12 protein-coding genes are annotated in these 13,565 nt (G+C 60.2%); 5 read left to right on the top strand and 7 right to left on the bottom strand.

The window, feature by feature from the left end; genetic code table 11:
• Window positions 1-12: 12 nt before the first annotated feature.
• Window positions 13-936, top strand: coding sequence for a LysR family transcriptional regulator (locus KGB29_RS00300; protein ID WP_154860695.1), 924 nt, complete (start codon window positions 13-15; stop codon window positions 934-936).
• A gap of 133 nt (window positions 937-1,069) precedes the next feature.
• Here the strand turns inward: KGB29_RS00300 and KGB29_RS00305 are convergent, their stop codons facing one another.
• From KGB29_RS00305 to KGB29_RS00315, 3 genes are all read right to left on the bottom strand, one after another.
• On the bottom strand, window positions 1,070-1,798 hold the full coding sequence (locus KGB29_RS00305) for an aspartate/glutamate racemase family protein (protein ID WP_154860694.1): 729 nt from the start codon (window positions 1,796-1,798) through the stop codon (window positions 1,070-1,072).
• A 56-nt stretch (window positions 1,799-1,854) separates the two neighbouring features.
• Complete coding sequence (locus KGB29_RS00310) at window positions 1,855-3,396, bottom strand: NCS1 family nucleobase:cation symporter-1 (protein ID WP_057715716.1); 1,542 nt, start codon at window positions 3,394-3,396, stop codon at window positions 1,855-1,857.
• 548 nt (window positions 3,397-3,944) lie between these two features.
• Window positions 3,945-4,685 (bottom strand): phosphoadenylyl-sulfate reductase, encoded by a 741-nt coding sequence (locus KGB29_RS00315; protein ID WP_057715715.1) that lies wholly within the window; start codon window positions 4,683-4,685, stop codon window positions 3,945-3,947.
• A gap of 173 nt (window positions 4,686-4,858) precedes the next feature.
• Between KGB29_RS00315 and thrH the strand changes: the two genes are divergently transcribed.
• Window positions 4,859-5,476 (top strand): bifunctional phosphoserine phosphatase/homoserine phosphotransferase ThrH, encoded by a 618-nt coding sequence (thrH, locus tag KGB29_RS00320; protein ID WP_057715714.1) that lies wholly within the window; start codon window positions 4,859-4,861, stop codon window positions 5,474-5,476.
• Window positions 5,477-5,585: 109 nt separating this feature from the next.
• Here thrH and pabB read toward each other — a convergent pair whose 3' ends face one another.
• The 4 genes from pabB to KGB29_RS00340 all read right to left on the bottom strand — a co-directional run bounded on the left by pabB (window position 5,586) and on the right by KGB29_RS00340 (window position 10,176).
• Window positions 5,586-6,929 carry an aminodeoxychorismate synthase component I gene (gene pabB / locus KGB29_RS00325; protein WP_154860693.1) on the bottom strand — a complete coding sequence of 448 codons (1,344 nt, stop codon included), beginning with the start codon at window positions 6,927-6,929 and terminating at the stop codon, window positions 5,586-5,588.
• 183 nt (window positions 6,930-7,112) lie between these two features.
• On the bottom strand, window positions 7,113-8,099 hold the full coding sequence (locus KGB29_RS00330; RefSeq protein WP_154860692.1) for an alpha-L-glutamate ligase-like protein: 987 nt from the start codon (window positions 8,097-8,099) through the stop codon (window positions 7,113-7,115).
• Complete coding sequence (locus KGB29_RS00335; protein WP_057715711.1) at window positions 8,099-9,634, bottom strand: inactive transglutaminase family protein; 1,536 nt, start codon at window positions 9,632-9,634, stop codon at window positions 8,099-8,101. Before KGB29_RS00335 ends, KGB29_RS00330 begins: the two co-directional genes overlap by 1 nt.
• 5 nt (window positions 9,635-9,639) lie before the next feature.
• Window positions 9,640-10,176 carry an ATP-dependent zinc protease gene (locus tag KGB29_RS00340; protein WP_046042906.1) on the bottom strand — a complete coding sequence of 179 codons (537 nt, stop codon included), beginning with the start codon at window positions 10,174-10,176 and terminating at the stop codon, window positions 9,640-9,642.
• 297 nt (window positions 10,177-10,473) lie between these two features.
• On the opposite strand from KGB29_RS00340, the gene KGB29_RS00345 reads away from it, so the two are divergent.
• From KGB29_RS00345 to prpC, 3 genes are all read left to right on the top strand, one after another.
• On the top strand, window positions 10,474-11,193 hold the full coding sequence (locus KGB29_RS00345) for a GntR family transcriptional regulator (protein WP_008048579.1): 720 nt from the start codon (window positions 10,474-10,476) through the stop codon (window positions 11,191-11,193).
• A complete protein-coding gene (gene prpB, locus KGB29_RS00350) occupies window positions 11,190-12,080 on the top strand; it encodes a methylisocitrate lyase (RefSeq protein ID WP_008017616.1) in 891 nt (296 codons plus the stop codon). The genes KGB29_RS00345 and prpB overlap by 4 nt, the downstream gene beginning before the upstream one ends.
• Before the next feature lie 185 nt (window positions 12,081-12,265).
• On the top strand, window positions 12,266-13,393 hold the full coding sequence (gene prpC / locus KGB29_RS00355; protein ID WP_154860690.1) for a 2-methylcitrate synthase: 1,128 nt from the start codon (window positions 12,266-12,268) through the stop codon (window positions 13,391-13,393).
• Window positions 13,394-13,565 lie beyond the last annotated feature (172 nt).

The following is a 13,565-nucleotide window of genomic DNA, read 5'->3' on the forward strand; positions in this document are numbered from 1 at the left end:
ATAGTGGCGCTTATGGAAACCTTCAGCAGTATCGAATGCTTTGTGCGCAGTGCCGAGGTCGGCAGCTTTGCTGAGGCTGCGCGGCGCTTGAGCCTGACACCGGCGGCGGTGGGCAAGAGCGTTGCCAAGCTCGAGGCGCGCCTGGGTGTCAGATTGTTCCAGCGCAGCACTCGCAGCCTGACCCTGACGGAAGCCGGTCAGTTGTTTCTCGGCGAAGTCAGCGGCAGCCTGCACACGATCCAGAATGCCGTGGCCAATCTCGCCAGCGCCGGAGGGCAGCCGGCGGGCACCTTGAAAGTCAGCATGGGGACAGTATTTGGCTGTCTGTACATTGTGCCGATGCTCGGCGAGTTTCTGCGGCGATTCCCGGCGATCAACCCGGACTGGCACTTCGACAACCGCCAGGTCGATCTGATCGGGCAGGGTTTCGACGCGGCCATCGGCGGCGGCTTCGAATTGCCCCAGGGCGTGGTGGCACGCCGGCTGAGTCCGGCGCATCGGGTGTTGGTGGCTACGAAGGACTACCTGGAGACACATGCAGCGATCAGCGAGCCGGATGACCTCAAGCACCATGACGGGATTCTGATCCGCTCACCGCAGACCGGTCGGGTACGCTCCTGGCAGTTGACCCATCGCAATCAGCAACACAGCCCGTTGACGCTCAAGGCGCGGATGACCATGAGCGATTCCGAGGCCGCCTGCGCCACGGCCGCGCAGGGTCTGGGCATTGCGCTGGTGAGCATGCCGTTTGCCGCGAGCTATCTGGAGTCGGGCAGGCTGCAGCGGGTGCTGCCGGATTGGTACATCGACGACGGTTACACCTCCATCTATTACGCCGAACACAAACTGCTGCCGGGCAAGACCCGGGCGTTTGTCGAGTTTGTCATTGAGCAGTTTGCCGAGAGAGGGTTGGGGCAGAGGTTCAGTGCGGTTTGAGTCAGGCTCAGGTCCGAGTTGCCTCCTTCGCGAGCAAGCCCGCTCCCACATTTGATCTGTTGTAGACACAATATCTGTATTCAACGGAGATCCAGTGTGGGAGCGGGCTTGCTCGCGAAGGGGGGGCCGCGGTCTACCGGGCAAACCGCCCCGGCCAACCAATGATGTTTTTCGGCCGTGGCGTCGCATAAGTCCGCACCTTCGATGTCGACAGCCCCAGTCGCACCAATGATTCGGCAATGGTCACCGCCGCCGTCACCCCATCCACCACCGGTACCCCGGTACGTCGACGAATCTGCTCGTCCAGCCCGACCATGCCGCCGCAGCCCAGGCAAATCACTTCGGCCTTGTCCTGGGTCACCGCCAGTTCGGCCTGATGGACGATGGCCTCCAGTGCGCGCTGCGGTTCGTGTTCCAGTTCCAGTACTGCCAAACCACTGGCCCGTACCGAGGCGCAACGGTCCCAGAGGCCGGAGAGCTTGAGGCGATCTTCGATCAGCGGCACGGTGCGGTCGAGGGTGGTGACCACGGAATAGGCGTGACCGAGGAACATCGCCGTGCTGGCGGCGGCATCGGTGATATCCACCACCGGCACATTGAGCAGTTCCTGCAAGCCTTCACGGCCGTGCTCGCCATAGCCGGCCTGGATCACGGCGTCGAACGGCTGGTCGTAGGACATCACCCGGTCCATGACCGCGATGGCCGCCAGGTAACTCTCGAAATTGCCTTCGATGGAGTCGGCACCGAAGTGCGGGGTGAGGCCGACGATTTCCGTGCCGGGTGACGCGACGGCCTGCGCCGAACGGGCGATGGCCTGGGTGATGGATTCGGTGGTGTTGACGTTGACCACGAGAATGCGCATGGGGAGTCCTTAATGCAGTTGGTTCTGCGGCCCGACAACGCCGGGCCGCGACAGGATCAGTGGCTGACGTTGTCGACCGCGATGGCTTCGCCGCTAACATCGACGTAATGCGGTTGGCGCTTGGCGATGATCAGGTAGAGCATCCCGGCGATACCGGCACCAATCAGCCAGGAGAATGGCGATACGCTGTGGAAGCCCGGTACCAATGCCAGGACGATGGCGATCAACGCTGCAGGAATGAACGCCGCCACCGCGCGCAAATTGACACCGCGGCTGTAGTAATACGCGCCGTCAGGGTCTTCGCTGTACAACTGCGGCACGTTGATCCGGCCTTTGCGTACCAGCCAGTAGTCGACCATGATCACCCCGTACAACGGGCCGAGCAGGGCACCGAGGCCGGACAGGAAGTACACGATCACCAGCGGGCTGTTGTAGAGGTTCCACGGCAGGATCAGCACAGCGATGGTCGCGCTGATCAAGCCGGCGCGGCGGAAGGTCAGGTACTTGGGCGCCAGGTTGCTGAGTACGAACGCCGGGGCGACGAAGTTGGCCATGATGTTCACCGCCACGGTGACGATCAGGAACGCCAGGCAGCCGAGCACCAGGAAGAAGGTGTTGGGGATCGAGGCGATGATTTCGGTCGGGCTTTCGATGATCCGGCCATTGATCTGAAATTGCGCGCCGCACAGCAGGACGGTAATGCCGGCGAACACCAGGATATTCACTGGCAAGCCCCAGAAATTTCCGACCTTGATGGTTTTGCGGCACGGCGAAGAACGGGCAAAGTCGCAGAAGTTGAGGATCAAGGTGCCGTAGATCGCCAGCCACAGTGCGCCGCCGGCAAAGATGTTGCGCCACATCTCACCGCCAGTCAGCGGCTCACGGATAGACCAGGCGATGGTCGCATCGGCCTGGGTGTACATCCACGCGGCAAGGGCGGCGACGGTCAGCAAAATCACCGGGCCGGCAAATGCCTCGTAGCGCCGCACCATCTCCATGCCATAGGCCAGGATCGCCAGTTGCACGAACCAGATCGCGACGAAACACACCCAGCCCAGGGTCGACAGGCCCAGGATCGAGTCGTGGTCGTAGTCGGCGAACCCGGGATGGACCGCCGTTAACAACACGCGAAAGACCACGGACGCAAGATACGTCTGGATACCGAACCAGGCGATGGCGATAACGGCGCGGATCAATGCAGGAATCTGCGCACCGTGAATGCCGAAACTGATCCGGCTGATGACCGGAAACGGCACCCCGGTTTTCTGGCCCATGTAGCCAGACAGGTTCATGAAAAAGTAAACCAGCGCGGCGCCGATCCCCAGGGACAGGAGAATCTGCCAGCCACCCAGACCCAAGGCGTACAGGCCTATGGCAAACGAGTAGTTGGCAATGTTGTGCACGTCGTTGGTCCACAGGGCAAAGATGCTGTAGCGGCCCCAGCGCCGACCTTCGGACTTGGTCGGTGCCAGGTCCTTGTTGTGCAATCGGGGGCTGAGCACCACGGGGGCGTGATGCGCCTGATTGTCGACGGTGTGGATGGAATGGGAGGAGGGTAGATCCAGCGCGATGTTGTTATTGGAGAGACTAGTACGCATTCCGGCAGGCTCCTGATGCTCGACATCGCGATGACTGTGCATGAGCGTTGGCTCGACAAATCTTCGTCGCGGATGGCGAATATCATTGGTTACGGGGCATCTGCAGCCTGTACGGGATAGGGCGCTTCAGGCTTGCGGATCTAAAGTGTGTGTATGTTTTGAATTTATTGTATACAAAACATGTATGCACTTAAGCCAGAACTGTGCCAGCTGGCAGTTCTATGAAACGCGCTGCTCATTTCGTTTTGTTATGGCGTTTCGCCAAATTACTGAAAAATAGCCAATTTAAATTGACCGATTGAACAGGTATTTATTTTACGAAGGGGATTCAGGAGGACATGGCGGTGTACGTCAGGCGGGGGGATGTAACTTTTGGGGGCGCAGAAACGAAAAGTGCACACATAAATGGCACCGATGGTGACATTCCTGTGTACACATTTTTGTGGGGGCGAGCTTGCTCGCGATGGTCGTCAATGAAAACGCTGTATTCCTGACACCCCATGGCGCTCTTGGGTTTATCGCGAGCAAGCTCGCTCCTACAGGGGTATTTACGCTTTCGACTTGCTGATGATATTCCCCGCATGCAGCCCGCATTCCTTCTGCGTCGCTTCTTCCCACCACCAACGGCCTTCACGCTCATGCTGGTTCGGCAGTACCGGGCGGGTGCAGGGTTCGCAGCCGATGCTGATGAAACCGCGTTCGTGCAGGCTGTTGTACGGTAACTCCAGCATGCGGATGTAGCCCCAGATCTCTTCGCTGGTCATTTGCGCCAGCGGGTTGAACTTGTACAGGGTGCGTTCCGGGGTGGAGAACGCGGTGTCGATTTCCATCACCGCGACGGCGCTGCGGGTGCCGGGGCTCTGGTCCCGACGCTGGCCGGTCGCCCAGGCCGTCACGCCTGACAGCTTGCGGCGCAGCGGTTCGATCTTGCGGATGCCGCAGCATTCGCCATGGCCGTCCTTGTAGAAGCTGAACAGGCCTTTTTCCTTCACGAACGGCTCAAGTTTCGTGTAGTCCGGCGACACCAGTTCGATGTCGATCTTGTAGTGCTCGCGCACCTGATCGATGAAGCGGTAGGTCTCGGGGTGCAAGCGACCGGTGTCGAGGCTGAACACTTTGACGTTCTTGTTCAGCTTCCAGGCCATGTCCACCAGCACCACGTCTTCGGCGCCGCTGAAAGATATCCACAGGTCATCGCCAAACTCGGCAAACGCGAGTTTCAGAATGTCCTGGGCGGATTTGTTGGCATAGGTCGTGGCGAGTTCCACGACGTCGAACGTTGGGCTCATCAGGGCGGCTTCCTACAGGTCGGTGGCGCTGGGCGCTCTATATGGGGTCGATGGTAACAAAAAGCTGCACGGGCCGGGGCATCCTCTGCGTTGCGCAGGCAGGCCCGAATCGCTAGAGTTCGGCAGTCTTTTTGCTCGCTCGACTCAATAATCAATACAAATGGGAGTGTCTTGTGGAAATTGCCTGTCTGGATCTTGAAGGTGTGCTGGTTCCGGAAATCTGGATCGCCTTCGCCGAAAAAACCGGGATCGAATCCCTCAGGGCCACTACCCGGGACATTCCCGACTACGACGTGCTGATGAAGCAGCGCCTGCGAATTCTCGACGAGCACGGCCTGAAGCTCTCCGACATTCAGGAAGTGATCGCCACGCTCAAGCCGCTTGATGGCGCCATCGAGTTCGTCGACTGGCTGCGCGAGCGCTTCCAGGTGGTGATCCTGTCGGACACCTTCTATGAGTTCTCCCAGCCACTGATGCGTCAGCTGGGCTTCCCGACCTTGCTCTGCCATCGCCTGATTACTGACGACACTGGGCGTGTCACTGACTATCAACTGCGTCAGAAAGATCCCAAGCGTCAGTCGGTCCTGGCCTTCAAGAGCCTCTACTACCGGGTGATCGCGGCGGGGGATTCCTACAACGACACCACGATGCTGGGCGAGGCTGATGCCGGGATTCTGTTCCATGCGCCGGATAACGTGATTGCGCAGTTCCCGCAGTTCCCGGCGGTGCACACGTTTGAAGCGTTGAAGCAGGAGTTCATCAAGGCATCAAACCGGACCCTGAGCTTGTAATCACATTCCCTGTATGTAGGAGCGAGCCTGCTCGCGATGGTCGTCAACGATAACGCGGGGCACCAGACAGCCCGCGTCGTCAGTTGCTCCATCGCGAGCAGGCTCGCTCCTACAGGTTTTGCAGCGTATCGAGCAGTACCTTCACCTTGGTAATCGACTCCTGATACTCAGCCTGCCACTGCGAGTCCGCGACAATCCCGCCACCGCCCCAGCAACACACCTGCCCGTCCTTGACCAGCAAACTACGGATGGCGATGGAGCTGTCCATTTCGCCGCGTACGTCCAGGTACAGCAACGAACCGCAATACAGGCCGCGCCGGGTCGGCTCCAGTTCGTCGATGATCTGCATGGCACGAATCTTTGGCGCGCCGGTAATCGAGCCGCCGGGGAAGCTGCCGGCGATCAGGTCCAGGGCATCGCGCTCATCCGCCAGTTCACCGGTGACGCTGCTCACCAGGTGGTGCACGTTCGGATAGCTTTCCAGGCTGAACAATTCCGGCACCCGTACTGAGCCTGTGCGGCAGGTGCGACCGAGGTCATTGCGCAGCAGGTCGACAATCATCAGGTTTTCCGCGCGGTCCTTGGGGCTGGCCAGCAATTCGGCGGCGTTCGCGGCGTCCTGCTCGGGCGTCAGGCCTCGGGGGCGAGTGCCCTTGATCGGGCGGGTTTCCACATGGCCCTGGCTGACTTTGACGAAGCGCTCCGGCGACAGGCTGAGTACGGCATCGCCATCAGGCAAGTTCTGGAAGCCGGAAAAAGGCGTCGGGCAAGCAGCGCGTAGCGCACAGTAAGCGGCCCACGGATCACCCAGGCAGGGTGCGCGAAACCGTTGGGCAAAATTGACCTGATAGCAGTCGCCGGCCTGAATGTACTGCTGGATGCGCTCGATGGCCTGTTGATACTCATCGGCGCTCAAGTCGGCAGTCATCGGGGTGAGCAGCTTGAAGGGCGCGATCGCTTGCGGCGCAGGCTGGCTGAGCAGTTCGATCAGGCGCTGACGCTCGCTGTCGGGCAGGGTCGGGTGGAACACCAATTGACTGGTCTGCGAAAGGTGATCGCTGATCAAGGCCCAGCCGTACAAGCCGAAGCGCGCATCAGGCAGATGCAGGTCATCACTGGCCTGGCTCGGCAGGCGCTCCAGATGTCGGCCGAAGTCGTAACTCAGGTAACCGATCAACCCACCGGCAAACGGCAACTCATAATCTGCCGGCAGAATGGCTTCGCCCAGGCGTGTCAGGTTGTCGCGCAGGCGTTGCAGGAAAGCATCGCCACATTCGTCGGGCGACACCGTCAGTTGTTCCAGTGGCCAGGCGCTGAGCAGGTCATAGCGACCGCGGTCGGCGCTGGGGCGGCCACTGTCGAGCAGGACGGCACCGGGCGCATGGCGAATCGCCGCGAAATATTCGGCGGGGTTGGCGCGATAGGGCAGCGGGTGTACGGAACAGGTCAACATGGGCGGGGGAAGTCAGCCATCGAGGCGGGGTGGCGATTGTAGTCCCCTCGGAGAATTGCTCCTAGAGGGGATTGTAGGAGCGAGCTTGCTCGCGATGGTCGTCAACGATGGCGTGGGCTGTCTGAATCCCCGCGTTGTCCTGGCGTTTTTCGCGAGCAAGCTCGCTCCTACAGGAGATGGGCCTCAACCCTCGACCGCAGGAATATGCCCAAACATCTCCTGCACAAACGCCACGCGCTCTTCGACCGTTTCGGTCACGCCGCGAGCCTTCAGTTCTTCCATTCGTGCTTCCACCGCATGAGTGCGCAACGTCAGGCCGCAGTCATTGGCAATCTGGATATTCAGCCCCGGCCGGGCGTTGAGCTCCAGAATCAGCGGGCCTTTTTCCTGGTCCAGGACCATGTCGACACCGATGTAGCCCAGGCCGCACAACTCATAGCAACCAGCGGCGAGTTTCATGAAACCGTCCCAGTAGGGCAGTTGCACGCCATCCACTGCATTGGTGGTGTCCGGGTGTTTGTTGATGATGTTGTTCAGCCAGGTGCCGCGCAGGGTCAGGCCGGTGGCCAGGTCCACACCGACGCCGATGGCGCCCTGGTGCAGGTTGGCCTTGCCGTTGGACTGGCGTGTCGGCAGGCGCAACATGGCCATCACCGGGTAGCCCATCAAAACAATGATGCGAATGTCCGGCACGCCTTCGTAACTGATGCTCTTGAAAATCTGGTCCGGAATCACGCGGTATTCGATCAGCGCCCGGTCGCGGTGACCACCCAGGGAGTACAGGCCGGTCAGGATGCTGGAAACCTGGTGTTCGATTTCTTCATGGCTGATGATCCGACCGGACACCGTGCGATAACGCCCTTCAAAGCGGTCGGCGATGACCAGGATGCCATCTCCGCCAGCGCCCTGGGCCGGTTTGATCACGAAGTCATTGCGTGCGCCGATGATCTCTTCGAGATTGTCGATTTCCTTCTCGGTGGAGATCACGCCATACAGTTCGGGCACATGGATGCCGGCGGCGATGGCGCGTTCCTTGGTGATGATCTTGTCATCGACGATCGGGTACAGGCTGCGCTTGTTGTATTTGAGCACGTAGTCTGCGTTGCGCCGATTGATCCCCATGATGCCCCGGGCTTCCAGGGCCTTCCAGGTCTTCCAGAGGCCGAACATCAGGCGTCAGCCTTTTTCAGGAAGGCCTTGAAGCGCACCAGTTCGGTCAGGCGGTAACCGCGATAACGACCCATGGCCAGCATGAAGCCCACCAGGATCAGCAGGATCGCCGGGAAAGTGAACACGAAGTACACCAGTTCCGGCACGCTCATGATCAGGTGCGCCAGGGACGCGGCGAACAGCGTGCCGACGGCCACTTTCATGGCATGGCCACCGCCGCGCTCTTCCCAGGTGATCGACAGGCGTTCGATGGTCATGGTCAGGATCACCATCGGGAACAGCGCCACCGACAAACCGCGTTCCAGGCCGAGTTTATGGCTGAGCAGGCTGATGGCCGCAATCAGCACCACCACGAACGTCAGCACCACCGACAGCCGCGGCAGCATTTGCAGTTTCAGGTGTTCGAGATAGGAGCGCAGCGACAAGCCCAGCGCCGTGATGATGGTAAACAGCACGATACCGAAGCCGAGCTGGGTTTCGCGGAAGGCCAGGGCGATCAGCACCGGGGTGAAGGTGCCCAGGGTCTGGATGCCGATCAGGTTGCGCAGGATCAGGATCACCAGCACGCCGATCGGGATCATCACCATGATCATGAAGGTCTGCTGGGTTTGCAGCGGCAGGCCGTACAGCGAGTACTCGAGGAAATTGGCGTCGGTGTTTTCGTCGGTCAGCTTGGCCAGGCGAATGGCGTTCATTTCGCTGTTGTTCAGGCTGAAGGTCACGTTGGCTTTCTTGCCACCATCGACGGTGATCAGGTTTTCGTCGCCGGTCCACCACAGCAGGCGGTCGGTCGGCAGGCCCTGTTCACCGGTTTCCGGGTTGAAGTACAGCCAGTCGGTGCCATTGAAGCTGCGCAGCCACAGTTCCGGCATTTGCGGCTGATCGGCCACCAGGCGGATGGTGTGGACCTTCTCGATCGGCACATGGGCGATGGACAGCAGCAGCTCGACGATTTTCGCCTTGTGCGCCGCGGATGGATCACCGGCCAGCAGCAGTTTCACGTTGTCGTCGTTGAGGTTGTTGACCCGCTTGATGGCTTCGCCGACGAAAGTTTCGACATCGGCCGAGTGTTGGCGAATCGGTGCGAGCAAGGCTTCGGCGGCGATTTTTTCCGGGCCTTCGATAGTCATGCTGTCGCGAAAGGTCGGGCCTTTGATCTTGGCTTTCTCACCGGAATAACGCTTGGTCAGCACCAGGCGGTAATACAGCGTCTGATTGCCTTTGGCCCGGCGTGCCGACCAGGTGACCTTGCGGTTGCCGTCGACCCGGTTCACGGCCACGCCGTAGTTGTTGGAGATGAAGCTCTCGTTGAGGCTCACGAAGTCGCGGCTCAGCGGAGGCACGAACATCTGGATCTTGACCGGATCCTTGGCACTGGCGACGAACTCGACCTTGGCGTCGATGTTCCACAGGTCGTCGGTGGCGTCTTCGGTCACCGGGATGCCCAGCACGAAGATCTGATAGGCCGTAACTGAAATGCCCAGCACCACCAGGATGGCGATCAGCAGTTTCAGGTGAAGGGTAAGAGAGCGCATTTGAATTACTCGGCGGTATGAGCGTCGGTGGTGCAGGCAGGTTTGCCGGCAGCATATTTAAGGCTGGGGTCAACCAGAGCATCGAAACGTTTGAGGGCTTCGGAGCCAATCAGTAGCGGGTATTGGAAAGCGCTGCGGTCGGTCAGGTTCACTTCGATGCTGCGCAGGGCCGAGCCCATGCAGATGTCCAGTTCGATCACCGGTCGGGCGGTGTACTTCTTGCCTTCCTCCGGATCGTAGTCGCCGGCCCGGCGCTTGATCTTGCTGACACGGGCCAGCGGGCGTTCGATCGGGTGCGAATGGGCGGCGTCGATGGCCAGGTAAAAGCGCACCCACGACTCGCCGTTGCGTTTGAATCGTTTGATATCCCGTGCACTCAGGGATGCGGTTTTCGCCCCGGTGTCGAGTTTGGCCGCCACTTCCAGATCGATGCCATTGAGCGATGCGTACTCATTAAGGCCATACACGGTCTTTTCCCCGGCCATTGCGAAGCCGGGCAGGCAAAGGAAATAAAGGAAGGTGGGGAAGGGCTTGAGTCTCATAAATCCTGATGCGCAGCGGTCCGACTTGATTCAAGGCCCTGGCATCGCTGCGCAAGCTCCCTCGTATGCCTGTCAGGTTTTTATGACAGGCAGTGCAGATGTGACAAACAAATGCGGGCGGCATTCTAGCACGGTGGTTTGATGGCGCCAGCGCTGGCCGGTGGCTATAAATAGGCCGGTTGCTTCGTAATGGTGCAACCGGTTATCAGAAGATTGTCGACAATATCGATTTATACTTTGACTGCGCCGCCAGTATTCGCTAGTTTTTGCGGCACTGGCTTACAAGGTGTCGACAATATGCTGGATCAACTCGATCCCCCGGTTTCTACGCAGGACGATACGGAGACGCTTTCCGAGAACGTCTTCCGACGCATTCAGGCGGCTATCGTCAAAGGCGATATCGCGCCGGGCAGCAAAATCTCCGAACCGGAACTGGCGCGCACCTACGGCATCAGCCGTGGCCCGTTGCGCGAGGCCATCCACCGTCTGGAAGGCCAGCGCCTGCTGGTTCGCGTGCCGCATGTCGGCGCACGGGTGGTGTCGCTCAATCACGCCGAACTGATTGAGCTATACGAAATCCGCGAATCCCTGGAAGGCATGGCCTGTCGTCTGGCCGCCGAGCGCATGAGCCTCGAAGAAATCGACGAGCTGCGTCGGGTCCTGGAAACCCACGAACGCGATGAGGCGTTTCAGGCCGGGAGAGGCTACTACCAGCAGGAAGGCGATTTCGACTTCCACTACCGAATCATCCAGGGCAGCGGCAACCGTACGCTGACCCAAATGCTCTGCGGCGAGCTGTATCAACTGGTGCGCATGTACCGCATCCAGTTTTCCACCACGCCCAATCGCCCGCACCAGGCGTTCGCCGAGCACCACCGAATTCTCGATGCCATCGCCGACCGTGACGGTGAACTGGCCGAGTTGTTGATGCGTCGTCACATCGGCGCCTCCAAACGCAACATCGCCCGTCATTACCAGGACGGCGCTAACCCGACAGCCAAACGAGGTGAGTCATGAGTTTGAACAAGAGCACTCCAGGCCAGCGTTTCCGCGATGCGGTCGCCAGCGAGCATCCATTGCAAGTGGTCGGCGCGATCAACGCCAACCATGCGCTGCTGGCCAAGCGCGCCGGTTTCAAGGCGATCTACCTGTCGGGTGGCGGGGTGGCTGCCGGCTCCCTCGGCGTGCCGGACCTGGGCATCACCGGCCTGGATGACGTGCTGACCGACGTGCGCCGCATCACCGATGTTTGCGACCTGCCGCTGCTGGTGGACGTGGACACCGGTTTCGGTTCCTCGGCGTTCAACGTCGCCCGTACCGTGAAGTCGATGATCAAGTTCGGCGCGGCGGCGATTCACATCGAAGACCAGGTCGGCGCCAAGCGCTGCGGTCACCGTCCTAACAAGGAAATCGTGACCCAGCAGGAAATGGTCGACCGCATCAAGGCTGCAGTCGATGCCCGTACCGATGACAGCTTCGTGATCATGGCCCGTACCGACGCCCTGGCGGTGGAAGGTCTGGAGTCTGCCCTGGATCGCGCCGCCGCGTGCATCGAGGCCGGCGCTGACATGGTGTTCCCGGAAGCCATCACTGAACTGGAAATGTACAAGCTGTTCGCCAATCGCGTGAAAGCGCCGATCCTGGCCAACATCACCGAATTCGGCGCGACGCCGCTGTACACCACCGAACAGCTGGCCGCTGCCGACGTATCGCTGGTGCTGTACCCGCTGTCGGCGTTCCGTGCCATGAACAAGGCTGCAGAAAACGTCTACACCGCGATCCGTCGCGATGGCACGCAACAGAACGTCATCGACACCATGCAGACTCGCATGGAGCTTTACGATCGCATCGACTACCACACCTTCGAGCAGAAGCTCGATGCGTTGTTCGCCGCGAAAAAATAATGAACCCCCTGTACCTGTAGGAGCGAGCCCGCTCGCGATGGGCGTCAACGATAACGCGGGCCCCCTGACACACCGTGGTGTCAGGACCTGCATCGCGAGCAGGCTCGCTCCTACAAGGTCGGGTGTGAATCCCGATCAATGTATTTGCCGATTCCCTAACAAATTCAAGAAAACTGGAGGCAGCAATGGCCGAAGCAAAAGTACTCAGTGGCGCCGGGCTCCGTGGCCAGGTAGCCGGGCAAACCGCACTGTCCACCGTGGGCCAGTCGGGTGCCGGTCTGACCTATCGTGGTTATGACGTACGTGAACTGGCGGCTGACGCACAGTTCGAAGAAGTTGCCTACCTGCTGCTGTACGGCGAACTGCCGAGCAAGGCGCAACTGGCAGCCTACATTGCCAAACTGAGCAAGCTGCGCGACCTGCCGCAAGCGCTCAAAGAAGTGCTGGAACGCATCCCCGCCGACGCCCACCCGATGGACGTGATGCGCACTGGCTGCTCGTTCCTGGGCAACCTGGAGCCGGAGAACAACTTCTCCGAGCAACACGACAAGACTGACCGCCTGCTGGCCGCGTTCCCGGCGATCATGACCTACTGGTATCGCTTCAGCCACGAAGGCAAGCGCATCGATTGCGTGAGTGACGAGCAGTCCATCGGCGGCCACTTCCTGCACCTGCTGCACGGCAAGAAGCCGAGCGAGCTGCACGTCAAGGTGATGAACGTTTCGCTGATCCTCTACGCGGAGCACGAGTTCAACGCGTCGACCTTCACCGCACGTGTTTGCGCCTCGACCCTGTCCGACCTGTATTCGTGCATCACCGCGGCCATCGGCTCGCTGCGCGGTCCGCTGCACGGCGGCGCCAACGAAGCGGCGATGGAAATGATCGAGCGTTTCTCGTCGCCGGAAGACGCGATCAAGGGCACCCTCGGCATGCTCGAGCGCAAGGACAAGATCATGGGCTTCGGCCACGCGATCTATAAGGACAACGATCCGCGTAACGAGGTGATCAAGGGCTGGTCGAAAAAGCTCGCTGACGAAGTGGGTGACAAGGTGTTGTTCCCGGTGTCCGAAGCCATCGACAAGACCATGTGGGAGCAGAAGAAACTGTTCCCGAACGCCGACTTCTACCATGCCTCGGCGTACCACTTCATGGGCATCCCGACCAAGTTGTTCACGCCGATCTTCGTCTGCTCGCGCCTGACCGGCTGGGCCGCCCACGTGTACGAACAACGTGCCAACAACCGCATCATCCGTCCAAGCGCCGAATACACCGGCGTTGAGCAGCGCAAGTTCGTACCAATCGAACAACGCTGAATGGTGGCGGCTACCGCACGGGTTACTGACTGAACCGGGAACCACTGTGGGAGCGGGCTTGCTCGCGAAGACGGACTGACATCCAACATTGATGTTGACTGATACACCGCTTTCGCGAGCAAGCCCGCTCCCACATTTGACCGAGTCCAGTTCAGTGCCTGTGCCAGGCCCC

The organism is Pseudomonas sp. BF-B-30 (genome assembly GCF_019956305.1).
Taxonomy (GTDB): domain Bacteria; phylum Pseudomonadota; class Gammaproteobacteria; order Pseudomonadales; family Pseudomonadaceae; genus Aquipseudomonas; species Aquipseudomonas jessenii.

Excerpts from the sequence above, each read along its gene's own strand:
- KGB29_RS00300 (WP_154860695.1), top strand. The coding sequence starts at position 13 with ATGGAAACCTTCAGCAGTATCGAATGCTTTGTGCGCAGTGCCGAGGTC.
- KGB29_RS00305 (WP_154860694.1), bottom strand. The coding sequence starts at position 1,798 with ATGCGCATTCTCGTGGTCAACGTCAACACCACCGAATCCATCACCCAG.
- KGB29_RS00310 (WP_057715716.1), bottom strand. The coding sequence starts at position 3,396 with ATGCGTACTAGTCTCTCCAATAACAACATCGCGCTGGATCTACCCTCC.
- KGB29_RS00315 (WP_057715715.1), bottom strand. The coding sequence starts at position 4,685 with ATGAGCCCAACGTTCGACGTCGTGGAACTCGCCACGACCTATGCCAAC.
- pabB (WP_154860693.1), bottom strand. The coding sequence starts at position 6,929 with ATGTTGACCTGTTCCGTACACCCGCTGCCCTATCGCGCCAACCCCGCC.
- KGB29_RS00330 (WP_154860692.1), bottom strand. The coding sequence starts at position 8,099 with ATGTTCGGCCTCTGGAAGACCTGGAAGGCCCTGGAAGCCCGGGGCATC.
- KGB29_RS00335 (WP_057715711.1), bottom strand. The coding sequence starts at position 9,634 with ATGCGCTCTCTTACCCTTCACCTGAAACTGCTGATCGCCATCCTGGTG.
- KGB29_RS00340 (WP_046042906.1), bottom strand. The coding sequence starts at position 10,176 with ATGAGACTCAAGCCCTTCCCCACCTTCCTTTATTTCCTTTGCCTGCCC.
- KGB29_RS00345 (WP_008048579.1), top strand. The coding sequence starts at position 10,474 with ATGCTGGATCAACTCGATCCCCCGGTTTCTACGCAGGACGATACGGAG.
- prpB (WP_008017616.1), top strand. The coding sequence starts at position 11,190 with ATGAGTTTGAACAAGAGCACTCCAGGCCAGCGTTTCCGCGATGCGGTC.
- prpC (WP_154860690.1), top strand. The coding sequence starts at position 12,266 with ATGGCCGAAGCAAAAGTACTCAGTGGCGCCGGGCTCCGTGGCCAGGTA.